The organism is Bacteroidetes Order II. bacterium, from assembly GCA_016788705.1.
Lineage (GTDB): Bacteria > Bacteroidota > Rhodothermia > Rhodothermales > UBA2364 > UBA2364.
Genome location: JAEUSQ010000059.1, coordinates 91,869 through 109,637, shown reverse-complemented (window position 1 = coordinate 109,637; position 17,769 = coordinate 91,869). Strand labels below are relative to the sequence as shown.

At 47.0% G+C, this 17,769-nt stretch carries 15 protein-coding genes; 6 read left to right on the top strand and 9 right to left on the bottom strand.

Features of this window, described 5'->3' with window-relative positions:
* Positions 1-46 precede the first annotated feature (46 nt).
* From JNN12_15595 to JNN12_15585, 3 genes are read right to left on the bottom strand one after another with little or no spacing between them, the layout of a single operon-like run.
* Complete coding sequence (locus JNN12_15595; protein MBL7979760.1) at positions 47-658, bottom strand: hypothetical protein; 612 nt, start codon at positions 656-658, stop codon at positions 47-49.
* Complete coding sequence (locus JNN12_15590) at positions 655-1,095, bottom strand: Rieske (2Fe-2S) protein (GenBank protein MBL7979759.1); 441 nt, start codon at positions 1,093-1,095, stop codon at positions 655-657. The genes JNN12_15595 and JNN12_15590 overlap by 4 nt, the downstream gene beginning before the upstream one ends.
* Positions 1,096-1,124: 29 nt before the next feature.
* The gene (locus JNN12_15585; GenBank protein ID MBL7979758.1) at positions 1,125-1,949 is read right to left on the bottom strand and encodes a T9SS type A sorting domain-containing protein; all 825 of its coding nucleotides are present in this window, start codon (positions 1,947-1,949) and stop codon (positions 1,125-1,127) included.
* Positions 1,950-2,160: 211 nt separating this feature from the next.
* Here JNN12_15585 and JNN12_15580 point away from each other — a divergent pair, with 211 nt between their 5' ends.
* Positions 2,161-3,024 carry a hypothetical protein gene (locus JNN12_15580; protein MBL7979757.1) on the top strand — a complete coding sequence of 288 codons (864 nt, stop codon included), beginning with the start codon at positions 2,161-2,163 and terminating at the stop codon, positions 3,022-3,024.
* Here JNN12_15580 and JNN12_15575 read toward each other — a convergent pair.
* A complete protein-coding gene (locus JNN12_15575; GenBank protein MBL7979756.1) occupies positions 3,021-3,815 on the bottom strand; it encodes a hypothetical protein in 795 nt (264 codons plus the stop codon). The two genes, JNN12_15580 and JNN12_15575, sit on opposite strands and share 4 nt — an antisense overlap.
* 114 nt (positions 3,816-3,929) lie before the next feature.
* Between JNN12_15575 and JNN12_15570 the strand changes: the two genes are divergently transcribed.
* Entirely contained in the window at positions 3,930-5,411 is a 1,482-nt protein-coding gene (locus JNN12_15570; GenBank protein MBL7979755.1) for a calcineurin-like phosphoesterase C-terminal domain-containing protein, read from the top strand.
* 77 nt (positions 5,412-5,488) lie between these two features.
* On the opposite strand, the gene JNN12_15565 is transcribed toward JNN12_15570, so the two are convergent.
* The 5 genes from JNN12_15565 to JNN12_15545 all read right to left on the bottom strand — a co-directional run bounded on the left by JNN12_15565 (position 5,489) and on the right by JNN12_15545 (position 9,204).
* On the bottom strand, positions 5,489-6,076 hold the full coding sequence (locus tag JNN12_15565; GenBank protein ID MBL7979754.1) for a hypothetical protein: 588 nt from the start codon (positions 6,074-6,076) through the stop codon (positions 5,489-5,491).
* 235 nt (positions 6,077-6,311) lie between these two features.
* Positions 6,312-6,500: a TonB family protein gene (locus JNN12_15560; GenBank protein MBL7979753.1), complete on the bottom strand. Its 189-nt coding sequence runs from the start codon at positions 6,498-6,500 to the stop codon at positions 6,312-6,314.
* Positions 6,460-6,840 (bottom strand): hypothetical protein, encoded by a 381-nt coding sequence (locus JNN12_15555; protein MBL7979752.1) that lies wholly within the window; start codon positions 6,838-6,840, stop codon positions 6,460-6,462. The genes JNN12_15560 and JNN12_15555 overlap by 41 nt, the downstream gene beginning before the upstream one ends.
* A gap of 307 nt (positions 6,841-7,147) precedes the next feature.
* The gene (locus JNN12_15550; GenBank protein MBL7979751.1) at positions 7,148-8,788 is read right to left on the bottom strand and encodes a M56 family metallopeptidase; all 1,641 of its coding nucleotides are present in this window, start codon (positions 8,786-8,788) and stop codon (positions 7,148-7,150) included.
* A gap of 29 nt (positions 8,789-8,817) precedes the next feature.
* On the bottom strand, positions 8,818-9,204 hold the full coding sequence (locus JNN12_15545) for a BlaI/MecI/CopY family transcriptional regulator (GenBank protein ID MBL7979750.1): 387 nt from the start codon (positions 9,202-9,204) through the stop codon (positions 8,818-8,820).
* 306 nt (positions 9,205-9,510) lie between these two features.
* On the opposite strand from JNN12_15545, the gene JNN12_15540 reads away from it, so the two are divergent.
* From JNN12_15540 to JNN12_15525, 4 genes are all read left to right on the top strand, one after another.
* Complete coding sequence (locus JNN12_15540) at positions 9,511-10,608, top strand: endonuclease/exonuclease/phosphatase family protein (protein MBL7979749.1); 1,098 nt, start codon at positions 9,511-9,513, stop codon at positions 10,606-10,608.
* Between the two features lie 112 nt (positions 10,609-10,720).
* Entirely contained in the window at positions 10,721-11,290 is a 570-nt protein-coding gene (locus JNN12_15535) for a YqgE/AlgH family protein (protein MBL7979748.1), read from the top strand.
* Positions 11,291-11,402: 112 nt separating this feature from the next.
* Complete coding sequence (locus JNN12_15530) at positions 11,403-11,873, top strand: hypothetical protein (GenBank protein ID MBL7979747.1); 471 nt, start codon at positions 11,403-11,405, stop codon at positions 11,871-11,873.
* A 248-nt stretch (positions 11,874-12,121) separates the two neighbouring features.
* Entirely contained in the window at positions 12,122-17,683 is a 5,562-nt protein-coding gene (locus JNN12_15525) for a T9SS type A sorting domain-containing protein (GenBank protein MBL7979746.1), read from the top strand.
* Positions 17,684-17,769 lie beyond the last annotated feature (86 nt).

Here is a 17,769-nt window from a genome sequence, read left to right as displayed (position 1 = left end):
TGGAAATTGCTCATAGGTACGAGATGGTAACCAAAAGGTTAGGGGGTCAGAACTTCATCACGATCATTGCGCCCCAAAGTGCTCCGGCGGTTGTATATCCAACCACACGATGGAGGTCTCGGCGGCCAGTTTGGAGCATTGTTTCGCCAAAAAGACCGTTTGTAATCATTCCTGTTCCGTGGACGTAGGCCAAAATTCGGTGTACTTTAATGTTGCTCAACTTTTTGCCTTCAACCAATAAGGGCGGAGGAGAAAGCAACGACAAGGCACCCGTTACTGCATAACTTGTGGCCATTACCAGTTCAATACTCTTGTGGATGTTTCCGCTCCATTCTCCGTCATAAGCCTTTTGCCCAGCAATGGCGGTTCCTAACATCAGTGCAGAGGTGGCATATCCGGCCACCTGATGGGTCTTAAGCATTTTGCGGCGGAGGCGAAGTTCGCGCTGTCGGTCTTCGGTTGTTAGTGGAAAGATTCCTGTTTTGCGCATAAGCCCTTTTTCACTCCAAAGCCAGCGTTTGGCAACGCTCATCTGCTCCGGAAGTAACGGGGTTGCATCTTGGCTACTGTCTAAAAGAGCGAGCAGACTATCTGCATCTTGTGAAACAGCAAATGAAGGAAATAAAGTACTAAGGAGTACTAAAATAAACGTTTTCATAAGAGCGTGACGGTCAAAATATTGCCGCTTTTGGTAATTGCGAGCGTGGTAAGGTTTTTTTGCGCGACTCCGGTTTTTGTTCCGGTGGTGGAGAATGTCCAACCATGATGGACACAACGAATTTGGCTACCATCGAAACTGGTTACAGGGTTTCCTTCATGCGGACAAACATTGGAAAATGCCCGGAAGGTTCCACCATCATTGATGACAATTGCTTTGGCACTGCTCGACATCAGAAAGCCTTTATCGGCATTCAATGCAGATACAATGGATAGGTCTATGTTCATGGTTTTTCCGCTGATGGTAATCCCGTCTGTGGGTTCCTCAGTGGTATCGCAGCCAGCCACGTTGATGCCATAGGCTGCAAGCCCAAAGGCCACCAGTACACTGCAAGAATCCTTTAAAAAGGTGCGTCGGGTTTGAGATGATTTGGTCATATTTAAATATGTATAATTGGTGTGAAAAATTAATTCTTTATAAATGGTTTGATGGTGGTATGTAGGCCATCTTCAGCACGAATCAGATAGTAGCCACGTGGCCAGTTTTGGGTGTTGATTTCGGCCAATTGGGTTTGTGTTGAAGCAAATACTTGCCGTCCGTTAAGGTCAAATACCCGCAGGGCTACAGGGCGGACACTCAAAATCTGCACGTTCGCGGCAACCGGATTGGGGAAGACCTGAAGCGCAAATACGTCTGCCGACGTCTCTCTTTCCGTGGGCGTCAATGATTTTTCCCTTAGCACTAAAGTTGCTTTTGCCGTCATATCCCCATTGGTTCCCCCATTACCATTGACAGCAAGGACGTTGCCATAAAAGGTAACGGTTCCGGTCCCTATTTGCGGAGCCTGCCATTTGGTAGCATATGTTTTTACGCTATTCGCAAGTCTTTGTGTGTGTTCCACATAGATCCGGTTATTTAGCGCAATTATTCTGGCGGCATTCATCGGCAAAGAAAATTGTCCGGCACTTTCCAAATTGTCGTTTCTAATGGCTGTCATTTGGAAGCCAAATCCAGCAGGGTTTGTGGTGGTGCTTGCTGACATCTTCACGTCATAAGCCGTTCCGGGTACATACTCGGTAACAAGATTAGAAGTCCCGCTTTCAAAAAGCTCAATAACCGCCTGCACACCATAATTTGCCCCTTGAGCATGGCAGTTGTTACAAGAATATTCGGTATTGCCTCCGGGCAAGGGCGCACTGGTTGTTTGTGCACCTTCTTTGGCAGGCCCGTTGGGGTAGGCCGCGATTAGTATAAAGGCGGGTAAAATCCAAAGTAGCATCCATTTTTTCATATTGTAAAGGGCATGGTTGGGAGTGAAGAAAAGGAGGTCGTTGAAGAACGTTGCTGTTTAAAAAAGTAAAAACGCTTAGAGGCCCGAACCGTTCCACGTTTAACCGTTTTGATTTTGCCATACGGATAACCCATGAAGGCATTATATTATGTGCAAATTGAAAAGGGCTCTTATTGGGCACCCGACTTTCGCCAAGCAGACCTATACCAAAATGAAGTTACTGACCATTTTGTTCTTAAGCCTTTCGGCCATTCTTTGTCGTGCCCAAATTGCTCCACAAGCCTTAAAAAGCAAACCTGAATTGGAAAAGGAGGAGGCTTTGCTGGAAGATGTGTTGGAGGATCCAGCACAAGGTGATAGCCCTAAAATGGAGGAAAGAGACAAAAAACCGGGTCGGAAAGCCGTATTGGCCACGTTACCAGATGCCAAAAACTATTTTGGTGGTGAAACGGGAGCAGCAGTGGATAATGTTTCTTTTTCACTTTCTAAAAACGGCGCCACGCTTTTTGCCGAATTCCTGAGTGATTATCTGTTTCTGGGCAAAACCTTAGGATATGGCCGGATTGGATTTGGGGCATTAGTGAATACAGGACAAGACTCTACCAAAACCACCATGGCCCAATTCTTGAGCGGGGGGGGAAATGGTATGATGTACCTTTATGTGCCGATTGTTACCAAAAGTGCTTTCCACGAGCGCTACGAGATGGCCCGTGTTTCTCTCGTTTTTCTGCCACGGGTGGGGCTTGATATCCCGGCCCTCAATGCCGCCATTACAAATCCAGGCTATAATGCAGACATTGGCTTCGAGGCACAAGGGTTATTGCTTTCTGTCTCCAAAACGTTTCAGTTTTTTGCACAAACTCGGCTTTCTGCTGTGTTGGGGTCGGATGATTTTTACCGACACTTAGGGTTGACCAGCAAGCAATTTCATCCGTTTGTTTCTGGTCGTTGGACGTTTGGGGTGGATCTGAATAGCCTGATTCGAATCTCCGTAACCAACGCATTTTTAGAACCCAAACGCAGTCAGCAAAGCCCTGTTATTTTGTCCGTACAGCTCATTAACCGGCGTCGCTAACGGCCAAAGTTGAGATACAGTCCCCCTTGAATGAGGAGTGGATTCCACGTTTTAGTAAGTTCCTCTTGATACTCATACGGATCTGTACCTAAACGGTCTGAAGTCTTGATCTGGCCAAAAACACCCCTGCGGTTGTTGCCTATTTTTAAAGTAAAGGCTGTCTCGGTGTGGATAAATGAACCCCCTTTTTCGACTGGAGTACAATAACTGTTCAAGACGGGGTCGCAGTCTTGTTGTGCGTCTCCTGCCCTAATTTGGGCCACTTCAAGACTCAAAGTAGCCCTTGCGATTAGATCAGACAAAAGACCATAATTTTTCCACCTTACCCAATGCACTGGAGGAGTAAAAGTATAGGTTAAACTAGGCTGCACAAACAGCCGACGCAAAGGAACCCGTTGATCGTAAATCCTCTTTCTATCACTATAGAAATAGGTTTTTAAATCCCCGAAACCACCACCACCCCAAATCGCCATTCGAACAGAAGGAGACAAAGGAATATTATAAGCACCAACCGCAGTTTCCAACCGCTTGCTAACCCCAAGTTCAGTGTCAAGTACCCAAAAATCAACTATTCCTTTTTTGTAATGCGCATGTAGATTGACCGCAAGGTCTTTGGTTATAGCACTGCTTATTTGAAGGTTTCGCGCGTCCACCATGAGATCCCAATCACCTGCCTTTTCTAAGTGTGGGACAACAGCCGTTCCAAGTGTATAGGTACTTACACAACCACCTGTAAAAAAGGAGAACATAAATAAGATAGGTGCTATTTGATAGTATAAGATAATTTTCATGGTTAAAATAGTTGGTTATAATCTGATACTAATATAATACTTTTTGTTTCTTGATCATGGCATAAAGTTAGTGTATGTTAGAACACTATTCCCTTCACCTAAACCATAAACTTTATGAACCGGAGACGCTTCCTTAAACAAAGTAGTGCATGGGCTATTCCGGCGCTTGCCATTCCAGAGTGGATCATTTCCGATCCGTATCGGCCACTTCCGATGAATTTCTCTCCTTATATGCCTGTTCGGATTCGTGGGGCGGTGCAAAGTAATGGCAAAGGCATTCCACATGTGGCTGTGACGGATGGGGTATCGGTGGTGGTTACCGATGCGAAAGGGGTCTTCACTTTAGTTTCTGCCGCTAATCGGCCCTTTGTCTATATCAGCATTCCAGCGGGATATAAAATTCCCCGAAATGCAACGGGAACTGCACGGTTTTATCAGGCTATTCAACCAGATAAGAAAGGGGAGATGACGGCCCTTTTTGTATTACAACCGGAAGAGGTCCCGCAGGAGAACCACCGTTTTTTGGCATTGGGCGATGTTCAGACCCAAAATAAATATGAAACGGCACGCTTTCTGGACGAGACTGTGCCCGACATTCAACAAACACTCCGTGCCGGAACGGCTGCTTTTGGTGTTTCGGTAGGAGACATCATGTTTGACGATCTATCGCTATATCCAGATTATGAAGCAGGCGTTCAAAAAACAGGGATTCCTTTTTTCCAAGTGATGGGTAACCACGATTTAGATTTTGATGGATTCACAGACGAGTCCTCTACCCGTACATTTACCCGTCATTTTGGACCCACATATTATTCTTTTAACCGGGGTGCGGTGCATTATGTGGTTTTGGAAGATGTGATGTGGGTAAAAAGCGGTTATTTGGGCTACATCCATCAAGAGCAATTAACTTGGCTAGAACAAGACTTGGCTTTGGTAGAAAAAGGTCGTCCGGTGGTTCTTTTTTGGCATATTCCGGGCCTTTCTACACAATATGCCCGCGACGGCGAGTCTCGGCCTAATATTGCCAACTGCGTGACCAACCGTGAAGCCATTTACCGCCTGCTCAAACCCTATCAAACACATGTCATTTCTGGGCATACCCACGAACATGAACATGTTTATGAAGGGGGAGTACATGAACATATTCTCGCGACGGTCTGTGGTGCATGGTGGAGCGGTGATATTTGTTCGGATGGCACCCCCAATGGCTATGCGGTCTTCGAGGTCAATGGCGAGTCCGTTTCTTGGCGATACAAAGCTACCGGACAAGCAGATGACCATCAGCTACGGCTATACAAAACGGGAAGTGAACCCAAAGCCCCAGACGAGTTTGTGGCCAATGTCTGGGATTGGAATCCAGATTGGCAGGTCGCTTGGTACGAAGATGGTATCCGAAAGGGCCGGATGTCGCGTCGTCTCGGGTATGACCCTTTGGCGGTTGAGCAAATGCTGGGCAATCAAAAACCATCTCGGCGGACGTGGGCGGAACCCAACCGGACACACCATTTATTTTATGCGCCTGATCCGGCAAAAGGGGTTCAAGTTATCGTTGAAGCCATTGATCCGTTTGGTCGCACGTATCGTTCAACCCTTTGAGGTTGGGTAAGACCCGCAAAGCAAAACGCCTCCCGTTTGCAAAGAGGAGGCGTTTTGTGCAAATGTGCTAAATTGGGTTATGGAAGGATGTAGGCTGTTTTGACCAATTCTACAATAGAAGCTTCTTCAGGTAAAAACAAACGCATCCTATCGGCGGTTAAATTCAGTATCTGAACAAACCATTTTGGCTGATATTGTGGCCCTGGTTCCATGTGCAGGCTATTGACGGCCATTTTGTACCGATGAATCCGCGCATTACTGATGTGTCCCTCCGTGTCTTTATTATACAGGGAAAGGGTGCTGTCTCGAAAAAAAACCGCTACAAACGGCGTTTCGACCGCATGGATGATACGTCTTACTTCTCTGGTACTGTCCTCCATAACCCAACGCCGAAACGCACGGCTTGCACGCCGACTTAGATCGTCCAATTCGGCATCAAATCCATAATACCGTTTGGTCCTTTCGGTTTTTATCTGTTGGTAAACTTGGATGGCTTGTGGTATAGGGTCTTGTTTTTTATCTACTTGTGTTCCTTGTTCAGAATAAGAAACCACTTCCCAACGGCCATATAGCCATTCCGGATTGGGCGTTGGGGGAGATTGGGCATGGGCGGTGGTCGCGAATAAGAACCATCCAAACACAAATAAGAGGCGTTTCGGTGACATATGGCATGAGGTTTTATGGAAAAAGAAAAATACAACAGTATGGTTTTCTTCCACGAAAGCCTTCACCTGAAGTTCCGAAAGAAAATACCCCATTTAATGGCCGCCTAGCTTCCATTTATCGGAAAGTAGGGCGCGGTATCTGAGCCTAAAAACTAATTACTTTGTATTGAATCTTAAACCGTAGCTGAATGGTATGCCGGACTTTTACAACTTTGTCTTGATGCATCCCTGGCTTTCATTTAGGCATGGCTTTTACCAACCTAATCCCCTCTTCGTCGCATCCTCCACCAATACCTTTCACTACCTCTGTATCTGTAATAGAGCCATTTTTATTAATAGTAAATTGAATAAAAACAGTATCTTGAATTCCTTCCTCGTGCGCCTTATGGGGATACGTGATGTGTTTTAGAAGGTAACCGTTCAACCCATTTAATCCGCCTGGAAACTCTGGTGGTGTATCTACAAAAGTTCTGACTTGTTCTTGGCTTGGGAGGCACTCCCGATCCAGTTGTGGGATCAGAGGATATTGGTGGTAGCGTGATGCCCTGATTCAAGGCTTCTTCTTTAGAGAGATATAAATAGGTTTCGTCTGTAAATGTCATGCGGACGGGCTTGACGTTTTGGAGATGATGACCAATCGTTTTGATGGTCTTGATTTTGCCCTCCACAATTAGTGTCTTTACAGTATCGAGGGGAACCAAGTAGGTGTGGTGGGTATCTATTGCTTTTATAGTATGGTGGCGGTAGCCTGTTGAGGCAGCCATTCCGGTAGAAAACACCAAGAGCAAAAGGCTCCATCAAACATAAAAATTTCGGGAGGTATCAGACTGTTTTTGCATGACTTGGCTTTTATGATTGAAGTTGTGTGATAACAAAATGATCTTGGAAAGCAAGTTCATTGGTATGGATGGATAAAATAAGAGTAATTTTTACTAAAAAATACAAATGTGGGATTTAGCCGTAAGGATTAAATTTGCGTGTTCCACGCAAGTTGCTACCCAAAGTCCCGAAAAAAAACAGCGTAAGACCTTGTATATCGTCTCACGCTGTTGATTAAGACAATAGAGTAGATTAAGCCAATTTGAAACGCACTTTCACCGTATATCGCACTTTTACGGGTTTGCCTTGGTGCATTCCTGGTGTCCAGTGGGGCATTTCTTTCACCAAACGGAGTGCTTCTTCGTCGCAGCCTCCACCAATACTCCGCACCACGCTTGCGTCCACAATCCGCCCCTCATCGTTCACCACAAATTGAATAAAAACATCGCCCTCGATACCTGTGCGTTGTGCCAACTCAGGATACTTTAGGTTTCCAGACAGGTAAGCATTTAGACCAGCAGGCCCACCCGGAAACTGGGGCTGTACCTCCACAAACGTCCATACACCATCTTGGCCTGGCATGGTATTTAATTGCGGCTTGTAGTCTTCCAGATTGGTAGTATTGTGATCCAATTTCCTTTCTACCCATTTCGCACTTGGCGGCGGCGGCGGCGGTGGGAGCATAATACCTTTCGCCAGTGCTTCGTCCGAGGTCATGTCCAAAAAAGTTTTGTCTGTAAACGTCACTCGGATTGGTTTGGTGTTTTTCGGATGGACACTTATTGTTTGAATGGTTTTTGTTTTTCGCTCTACGATCAAGGTCTTCACTGTGTCGCGCGAGGCCATAAGTGTGTTATCCGGTTTGATCATCATTATAGGACGGTCAAAAAAACCGGTTGCGGCAGTGAGCCCGGTGGCGAAGACCAGTAGCAGCAGGCTCCACCAAAGATGAAATCTTCGGTATGAATAGGTTTGTTTTTTCATGGTTTGAACCCTTCTTTTGAGTTGATGAAATTGCGGCGAGGCCATTGCGGAAAGCAATGGATTCGTTCGCTCGGATTCGCTTGCAAGCAATTTGTATAATAATTGGGCATAAGTCTGCCGAGATACTTCCGACCCAGATAAAACTTCGGCATCACAGGTTGCCTCGCGGGCAAACAAAATTTCATGGTGATAATGATGGGCCAATGGATGCCAACCCGTTACCAACAAAAGACACTCCTCCAAAAAACGCCATAATACATCCATCCGGCGGATATGTACCAATTCGTGGTGGATGGCCACGGTGCGGGCATGGCTGGGCGGCAAAAGTGCCGACGGTAATACCAAAACAGGATTTAAGATGCCAAAAGTGAATGGGGAAAAGGACATTGGGGCCGAAAACAGTCGGACACTACGGCGGATACCCATTCGAGTACTCAGATTTTGTACCTCGGCAATGAATTCGGGAGTGTTTACTGGAGAAAGTAGGGTGCGGAGCGCCTGCAAATCGTGCCACGAAGCCCTGAGCCCCCCTCCAAGCCTTAAGCCACGCAAAACCACCAAAACCCATAGTACCAATGGAATCGCGTACAACAGCCGCGCTGTGAGTATCTGGGCAGTTGCGGATGTTTCCGATACCCCAAACGCGCTTTGTAGCAGTTCGAACCCCACCAGCCCCGAGCTGGCTTTTACCTCCCAAATGGGCAACCAGCCCCAATTGGCCCATATCAGGCCAAACGGTAACGACCAAAAAATCGCCAATCGTAGCGCAAGGATGTGGTGCGGATCATGCACCCGAAGAAGGGCACGGTCTATGATCCAAGCAAAGGCACTCCAAACGCCAATCGGTAGCCAAAAGGCAAAAAAAACCCTTGCCCCAAGGTTTTGTAGGGCTTCTAAGATGGTTTCCATAATGCTTTTGTTTTTGGGTGATGGAGCGGTTAATCTGGCTCTTCGTCCATTCCTGCAATCATTGCACGAATTTCGGCCTTTTCCGATTCGCTGAGGCGCTCTTGCTCCACCAACGCTTGTACCAAGGCCACCGATGAACCCTTAAAAACCTTCTCCAATAAATTCTCTAACATGCCGCCTCGCACTTCTTCGGGGGTTCTAATGGCAGAATAGATATAGGTTACACCTTCCGCCCGGTATCGCAAATATCCTTTTCGGGCTAGATTTTTCATGGTGGTCATGATGGTGGTATAGGCGGTTTTACGCTGAAGCAAGATGCGTTCGTGTACCTGGCCTACGGTTGCCTCGCCCAACTCCCATACATTTTGGAGCACTTCCATCTCGGTTGCACCCAAAGGGTCAATTGGTTTTCTCATAATTATCGTACTATTATTTTAGTATTTGATAATCTACGAAAGACTAAAAGTTTTGTCAAGAGGTGTACTAAAATAATAGTTGTAAACGCGCTTTCATGAGGCAATCCTTGAAATTCCATCGGGTTTATCTGGCTGGATTTGGACAGGCCACCCTTATTAGGTAGCATTCGGCTTGGTATTATGGAAGAAATGGTTTAAATTGAAAATCCTTTCCCATAAAGCATTAAAGCAAAGGGACATACATCCAGCCTGCGAGCGCATCCCCATGTCTTAATTTTCATTTATATATACGTTACCAAAACCGCTATGCCCTTTTATCAAACCCTTCACCCAGAGCGTGATCAAACAGATAAACGAATTGTAGAAAACCTGATTCGCTTGCGAGGGGCTTTGCGCAGATCCGATATTCCGGGCCGCTCCTTGAACGATACACTTTTGGTTGCCACTTGGAATCTACGCGATTTTGACAAGCCATCTTTCGGATTTCGATCCAAGGAGGCCTTCTATTATATTGCCGAAATCATTGCACGATTCGATTTGGTGGCCATTCAGGAAGTCTATAAAGATTTGACGGCACTTAATGAGGTGATGCGGATTCTGGGAAGCGACTGGGATTACATTTTTACTGATGCCACCGAGGGTACACAAGGCAATGGCGAGTGCATTGCATTTGTGTTTGATAAGCGAAAAGTGGTCTTTGGTGGCTTGGCCGGAGAATTGGTAATCCCATCAGAAGACAATAGGCCAATCCCGCAATTTTGGCGGACGCCCCTTATCTGCGGCTTCCGGGCCGGATGGGCGAAGTTTATGATTTGCTCCGTCCATATCTTGTGGGGCAAAGCCCAAGGAAGCAAACCACCACCAGAACGCATCGAAGAAATTACACGACTGGCCCAATTCCTAAAAAAAAGAACCGAAGACAAAACCGCTTGGGCCAGAAAACTGATTCTCTTGGGCGACTTTAACATTGGCAAACATGGAGATGCAACCTATAAACCCCTCGAAGACGCAGGGTTTATTGTCCCCGAACATTTGAAGGAGGTCTATACCAATGTGACACGAGACAAACAATACGACCAAATTTTGTTTAGACAATTGGAAGACTCTTTAGAATTTATTACAGGTGGTACCTTCGACTACTTCGAGCATGTGTTTCGTGAAGAGGATGAACCCATTTATGCAGCCGAAATTGCCGCATACCGCTCTAAGAAAAACAAACCTGACTTATCAACACCCAACGAAGATCCAGAACCAACTGAAGAAGACGATAAAAGGAGATTGGTCTATTATAAAAAATGGCGTACTTACCAAATGTCCGACCACTTGCCACTTTGGACGGCATTTCGGATTGATTTCTCGGATGAATACCTCGAAGGAAAACTAAAACCACAAACACCTGCGTAATGGCACGAGGCGGGTCTTTCTTGATAACCCGATTTTGTCCACGGAAAAGGCCATGATTTGATTGAATCTTGCCCAAGAGCAACGTATTTTCTACGACAAACCCTGATTGGTCATGCCCGAAAAAAAGAAAAAAGCCCCTAAACCAACCATTGGAACCTTGCTCATCTCGGAACCAATGATGGCAGATCCCAACTTCCGGCGTTCGATTGTGCTCATCTGCGACCATAACGAAGAAGGTACTTTTGGTTTGGTATTGAATGACACCTTGCCTCATATGGTCTCGGAAGTGCTGGACTATAACAGTAGCTTTGATGCACCGCTCCGGTTGGGTGGGCCGTGCGAGCCTCAGACCCTACATGTGCTTCATGCATATGATGATTTACCAGAGTCGCAATGGATTGCCGATGGCCTCTATTGGGGAGCAGATTTTGAAGAATTGGAAAAACGACTGGCGCTTGGGATACTCCGGCCCGAAAAAATGGTCTTTTTTCTTGGGTATTCTGGATGGAGCGCCGGACAATTGGAACGCGAAATCCAGCAAAAGGATTGGTTTCTAACCACAGTTAAACCGGATTGGGTCTTTGCAGGTGTAGGTACGCAGGCCTGGCGACAAGTTTTGCGGCAAATGGGAGGGCCTTTCGGTCTTTTGGCTAACTTTCCGGATGATCCAAGGTTGAATTAGCCCTTTAGAAATAGGATATTTGGGGAAAACGTGCCCGCGATCGTACAAACATGCACGGTTCAACAGTATCTTTTTAAGTTTTTAAAGACGTTCTCTCGAAAGCAAAATGATAATGAACCAAATTAAGTATTTGTTTTCTCTACTTGTGCTGCTTGCACTCCCAGCCTGCCAAGACGATCCCGTCAAAAAGTATGAAGGACGGAATCCTAAGGCAGGAATCTTTTTAGAGGAAGGGAAAGACCTGATGCTCAAAAACGATACCTACATGGATGCCGAAACCGGAAAACCCTATACCGGCGAAATCAAAGGCGCCATTCCCCAAGATGTGACCCAGCGGATGGATGCCAAAATGAAAAATGGAAAATTTGAAGGTGAATACAAAGTCTATTTTACCGAAAATAGTAAAGAGTTTCTCCGGCTAAAACGCACCTATAAAAACGGCATTGAAGTAGGTACCACGACCAAATATTACCCCGACGGTAAAGTCCTTGCAGAATTCAAATATGATGGCCAAGGGAAACTGATATGCAGCGTGAACTACGACAAAGACGGAAAAAAGACCTTCAACAATTGTACAAACTAACGGGTGCGTTGCGTACTTCTTGCGAATTTGTGTCATGAGGTGCATTCCTCATTTGCATTTTGCCTAGACTTGACGTAATATCTCGGTGATGTATTGGGTTCGATGTGCCCAATGAGGCAGGGGAAATGTATGCCCTTTTCTTGTTTAAGCACCTCGGTACCTACGCATCACCTTTAATAATGACCCTTAACAATACCAATAACCTAATCCTTAACAATCACTCTAAACTAACAGTAATCTGAAGAGGTATGATGATGAAAAAAACCTTCTCGAAAGTACTGGCAGTCGTAGCAGTGGGTTTACTGGGTCTTAGCACCGCTTTTGCCCAGACAGGACAACCTTTCAGTGCCATTTTAACGTTGGATACCAACGGTAACGGCAAAATTGATAAGGTCGTTCTTATAAACTCAGGCTCCGTAGGAAGCTCCTTCCAAGCGGGTACTGCCCCTAATTATGACGGGTTCTCCGTTGCTGGCTACACCTTCTCCGATGCCGCCCCCACATTTGGCGACTTTGAAGGTGATGTTGCAACGATGCCCTATGCTGATGCCCTGCGTTCTGCCGGTGTAACTGGTCTTTCTATTGCAGGTGCTGGCTATCAAGACGTTTTCTTGTCGGTTACCGAAAAAGCTTCGTTCGACGGCGATGCCAAACCACAAGTAACGTACAATGCCAACACGGGCCAATTGGCGATGATCGGCGGTGGAACCAAAGTAGGCCAGATCGAAACCTTTACCCTTGAAGAGCAAGATGGGGTCTTTGTATCGTTTGCGTCCGCTTGTACAGGTGATGCCGATGCTGATGGTCGGATTGACCAAGTAAAAATCAAACTGAATGGCCCAATTGCCACGACAGGTTTTGCAGGCAGTGCTTTCGCTGATATGACGGCTGCACCAGCACCTGCTCACAGCGTGACTGGTGGTGGAATTGCCAATGACGCTGGTGTAGGGGTTATTACCCTCAACATCAACGAGGCCTATCCACAAGCTTGGACAGGGGAAGCCCTCACGATGGTTTATACCGCTGGTAATATTACCGATCAAGGTGGCTTACGTCTGCTCAATAACTTCCGTGCTCCGCTCTCTACTGCAACTAACTTTGCCGTAGCAGACTGTGTGGCACCGTTTGTAACGTCTGCAGAAACGAATGACACCAATGTTGCAGGTGGTACCGCAGGGGTTACCCATATCGCAGGTTCGCCAAATATGCAAGGCAATGGTAAAATTGATACCTATACCGTTACCTATTCGGAAGTCGTAACCCTTCCGGCACTGGCCGACTTTAAAGCCGCCACTTCCATCTCGGATGCATTCTATGGCGCTTATACGGTTGCTTCTTTTGGTGCAAGCACCTTAGAGTCTGGCCCTCATGCTAACTTGGCAAACCGTTACACCAAAAGTGTTTTGAACCTGACGGAAAAATCAACTCCAGATACCGATTCAACACCAAGTTTTACCTACACCAATCAGGCAACCGCTTCTAAGCGGATTGTGGATGCGGTAAGCCTTGAATTGGCAAAGGGAGGCAACACCGAAGCTTCTTCTACTGCTTCTAGTGTAACGTTCCCTGGTGATGATGATGCACCGCCTGCCATTGTTGATATCTGTGCTTTGGATACCAACAAAGATGGTTACATTGATGCTTTGGAATTCCTCTACTCCGAAAAATTAGGCAATAACTTGGGTCTCTACCTGAATGCCAAAGCCAGTGCGGCAGCGGCACGTACCGATGAAGCCACAAAAGGCAACGCTAAATGGAGCCAAAACAACTTCTTGGTACGCACCAATGACGGAACCAACCCCATTGCGATTGATCACGCCTACACACAAGCGCGTCCAGACGACCGTACCATTCGCGTATTCTTGACAGGTTTTGATAAGTCTGTATTAACCGATGTTGCTGGAACCAACTTGGGTTACACCAAGGCCGATGCAACGGGCGAAGCTGCTACCTATCATACCGACTACATGCCACAAAGCCGCTACTTGGCTGATGGAAACTCTGAAGACATTGGCGACCGCGATCCAGTACAAACTAACCAAGCGGTTCCAGATGGTTTCCCTGCTCCTGGTCGTGAATTGTGGCTCCGTAATGCAACGGACAAAGCGGCTCCGGTTGCTATGTATGCAGGTACAGTAGATCAAAATGCCAACGGTAAATTAGATGGCTACTACATTATCTTCTCCGAGCCAGTAGATGGCGCAACAGTAGGTGCACAAGGCACTGTTACCCCTGCATTCTCGGTGGATGGATACGGAACCGTTTCTGTAAACGTTGACCATCCAAAAGATGCGAACGACAACGACAACGTGGTGTTTGTATCTTTTGCTGAAGGCAGTAACTATGATACAGGCGCAATCCCTGCCATTAACTCTGGATCCTCCATCAACCTTGACCTGCTCTTGACGATGGTTGATTCTCCAGACTTACCACAACGTGGTGGTCAGGTACGTGTTAAGTATGATGGTAGCGCTCCGATGACAATCGAGGGTACATTCTCTAACTTGGCTACTTCTTTCACGAAGCTGATGTTGGAAGATGCTGCAAACGCTGCCAACAACAAGGACATCACTTCTGCCGTAACAGGTGTTGCAGCCGTTAATGGCCGTGGTGGTTCTATCTTTGCTACGGTTCCGGTTGATGCTGCGTTGAAAACAGCACTCCAAAATGGTACCGTTTCCCTCAAAGTTTACGGAACGGGTACCCCTGCTCCGGTTGAATTGTCGGTTGCCTTGACAGGAACCAACATCAAAGACTTTGCTGGAAACGCAATGGTCTCTGTAAGTGATGCTATGAACAATACGTTGAACCACAAGAGTGGTACTCCGGCTGTTCTGGATCGCCTCTTTGATGATGCAGAGCCTGTACTTGTTCGCGCTGTTGGTCAAGTGGGCTTCAAGCGCATTCGTGTAACGTTCTCTGAAACCGTAAAAGAAGTTGGTGCTGCCGAAGGAAACTTTACCTATACCAACGATGGTACACCTCCAGGAACCCCGACTCCAACCCATGCTTCTGCTTACGGTGGTGGCGCAATTACCTTTACTGCTGGTTCAACCTCCTTTACGATTGAAAATGCGACCAATAACAACCTGATCAAGTACGACGTATTGGGTGATGTATTGGGTATTGTACGTGCAAACATTACGGTCAATAACAACTATGTTTCCGATATGGCTGGTACAACCGCCGTCTCCGGACGCAGTGCGACGGTTACGATTGCTAACACCCTGAATATCCCGAACCTCCCAACGGACCGCTATGGCGCAACCCCGACGGTAGCGAAGGCTTCTGGTGTTGCTGTAGTAACAGCCATGCAAATAACCGGTGCTGGTCAGGGTGGAAACCCCATCTGGGGAACTGCTGCTTCCAGCAACGACCGCAAAGGCAACATCACCAATGGCGTTGACATCTCGATCAATGATCCGGATGCACCGAAAGTGGTTGCGTCTTGGACCTTAGACCGCAATTCTGACGGTAAAGTGGATCTTATCTTGGTTAAATTGGACGAGGAAATTGACGACAACACCGTTGATGCTTCTAAGTTCACTGTTGCAGGATATACGGTCAATAGTTTCATTAAACCAGCCACTGCTGGTGGTGCTAATGACCCACGTACCTATTATTGGTCTAATGGTGCCGAAAACACGGCCACCACGATGAATCAAGTGGATCAACTCCAAGATGAATGGATTGCACTTAATGTGGAAAAAACAGGTGGTGCAGCAGAAGGTGATACCGACGCCAAGCCACAAGTAACCAATGCTGCTGGTGCTGTTTCTGACTTCAACTCGAACCAGATCGCTGCCAATAGCACAGGTGTTGCTTCTATGGACTATGCTGGTCCGGCAATTGTAAGTGCCAATATTATCGGCCCGAACACCTTTGTGGTGAACTTCTCCGAAAATGTTTCGGGCATTGATAATGGTGACATCTTGTTCGATATGAACAATACAAACTCGTTGCCTGCTCCTGCAAACATCATTGCAGTAAATGTTACAGCGCGTGCTGTCACCTATACCACATACCCGATCAACTTGTTCATGCTTGCTCCGTCTAACAACTTGAAGGTGTCGCTTTCGAGCATCAACAAGATTAAAGACCTGAATGGAACTGCACGCTTCAATTTGCAAAACGGCGCAGGTGCAGCCCCAACGGCTACCTTGAATGGTCCGAATGCAGGTAAAGTTCAAGCCGGTGACTTGGTACGTACGGTTTCTCCGATCACCGCTTGCGGCGCAACTGGACCGGCTCTTGTAGCAGGAACCAATGGTGCAGTGGTATCTGGCGAGATCTGTCGCTCGACTAACGATCCGTTCCATCCGAGCTATCAGTTCGGTGCAACCAAAGTTGCCCGCTATGAAATCTACATGACGAAAGGTGGTGTAACCACGTTGGTTGCCCAATTTGCTCCGCCATCAACTGGTTCAAATAGTACAACTGGTACCGATAAATTTGCGGTAACATTTGCTGTTGCTCCGACCAGCGGAACGGTTACATTTGGTGTAGCAGTGGTTGGCGAAAACATGACGAAAGACGATGGCGTACGTGAAGCAGGTAACAACTACACGCTTGCTACTGGCGCTGCTTCCAACATGGTTGCATGGGGCACGGTTAACATGACCGACGATGTACCTCCAGCCAATGTTGGCAAAGACCTCTCGATCGTTGACGGTGATGCTGGCAAGCAATTGGTTGCTTCGTTCACCTCTTCCGATCATGGCCGCTTTGAAACCTACGGACCGGCATTCGGAACGAGTGTTGGTAATACTGTGACGGTTTATAAAGTTACCGAATACAAGGTATATGACGCTGCTGGCACACTTGTGGCAACCGTTCCGGTTACCCAAGCTATCGTAAAAGATGGTAAAGTTTCGATTACCTTCGAAGCACCTGCTTTTGGCGATGGTAACTACACTGTAAAGGCATCTGACGGAATCAATGTTTCAGAAGCCTCTAATGCTGCGGCTGGCTTAGCCATCGGCGGTACGGTTCCTGGTGATGCCAACGGCGACGGCAAAGTGAACGTTCAAGACTTGGCTGTATTTGCCCAAACCTACGGTGCAACCGCTGGCGCTGGTAACTACACCAAATCATTTGACTTCGACAACAACGGTTCAATCGGCTTGGCCGACTATGCCCGCTTTGCGAAACTCTTCGGCACAGGTGCTGCACTCGGCAAAACCGAGCAACTCCCTGCAACTTCTGCGAAGTTGAGTGTTGAAGTAAAAGGCAACCTTGCTTATGTTCGTGCCAATGGCTTGGCCAACGTACAAGGCTTCCAATTCGACATCGCGGTTGATGGTGGCGAAGTTGTTAAGGTACAAGATGGCGCTGCATTCAAAGGTAATAGCCTCTCGGTAGCTTCCGGCAATACATATGCTGTTGCTTCTACCGCAGGCGCAGTTGAAAATGGCGTAATCGCGGTGATTGAACTTAGCGCGAAAGCGAAGAGTGTAAAACTCAGCGATATCATCGTGGTTGAGGCCCGTGCTGCTAAAGGTGCAGACGAAGTAACGGGTGTTGGCATCCCAAGTGAATTCGCTTTGGATCAAAACTATCCGAACCCGTTCAACCCCACAACAGCCATTCGCTTCAGCTTGCCTGAAAACGCCAATGTTAAACTCCAAATCTTCGACATGACAGGCCGCCTCGTTAAAACGATGGTTGCTGGTCAAGTTGAAGCTGGTGTACACACCATGACTTGGAACGCGACCGACAACGCGGGCGCTCCGGTTGCAAGTGGTGTTTACCTCTATCGCATCCAAGCAGGCAACTTCGTGAAGGTCAATAAAATGACCCTTCTGAAATAAGCCTGACATCAGGTTCAGACCGAGAAAGGGGGAGGGTGACCAAACCCTTCCCCTTTTTAGGTTTTGAAATCCCTTAACGTATTCCA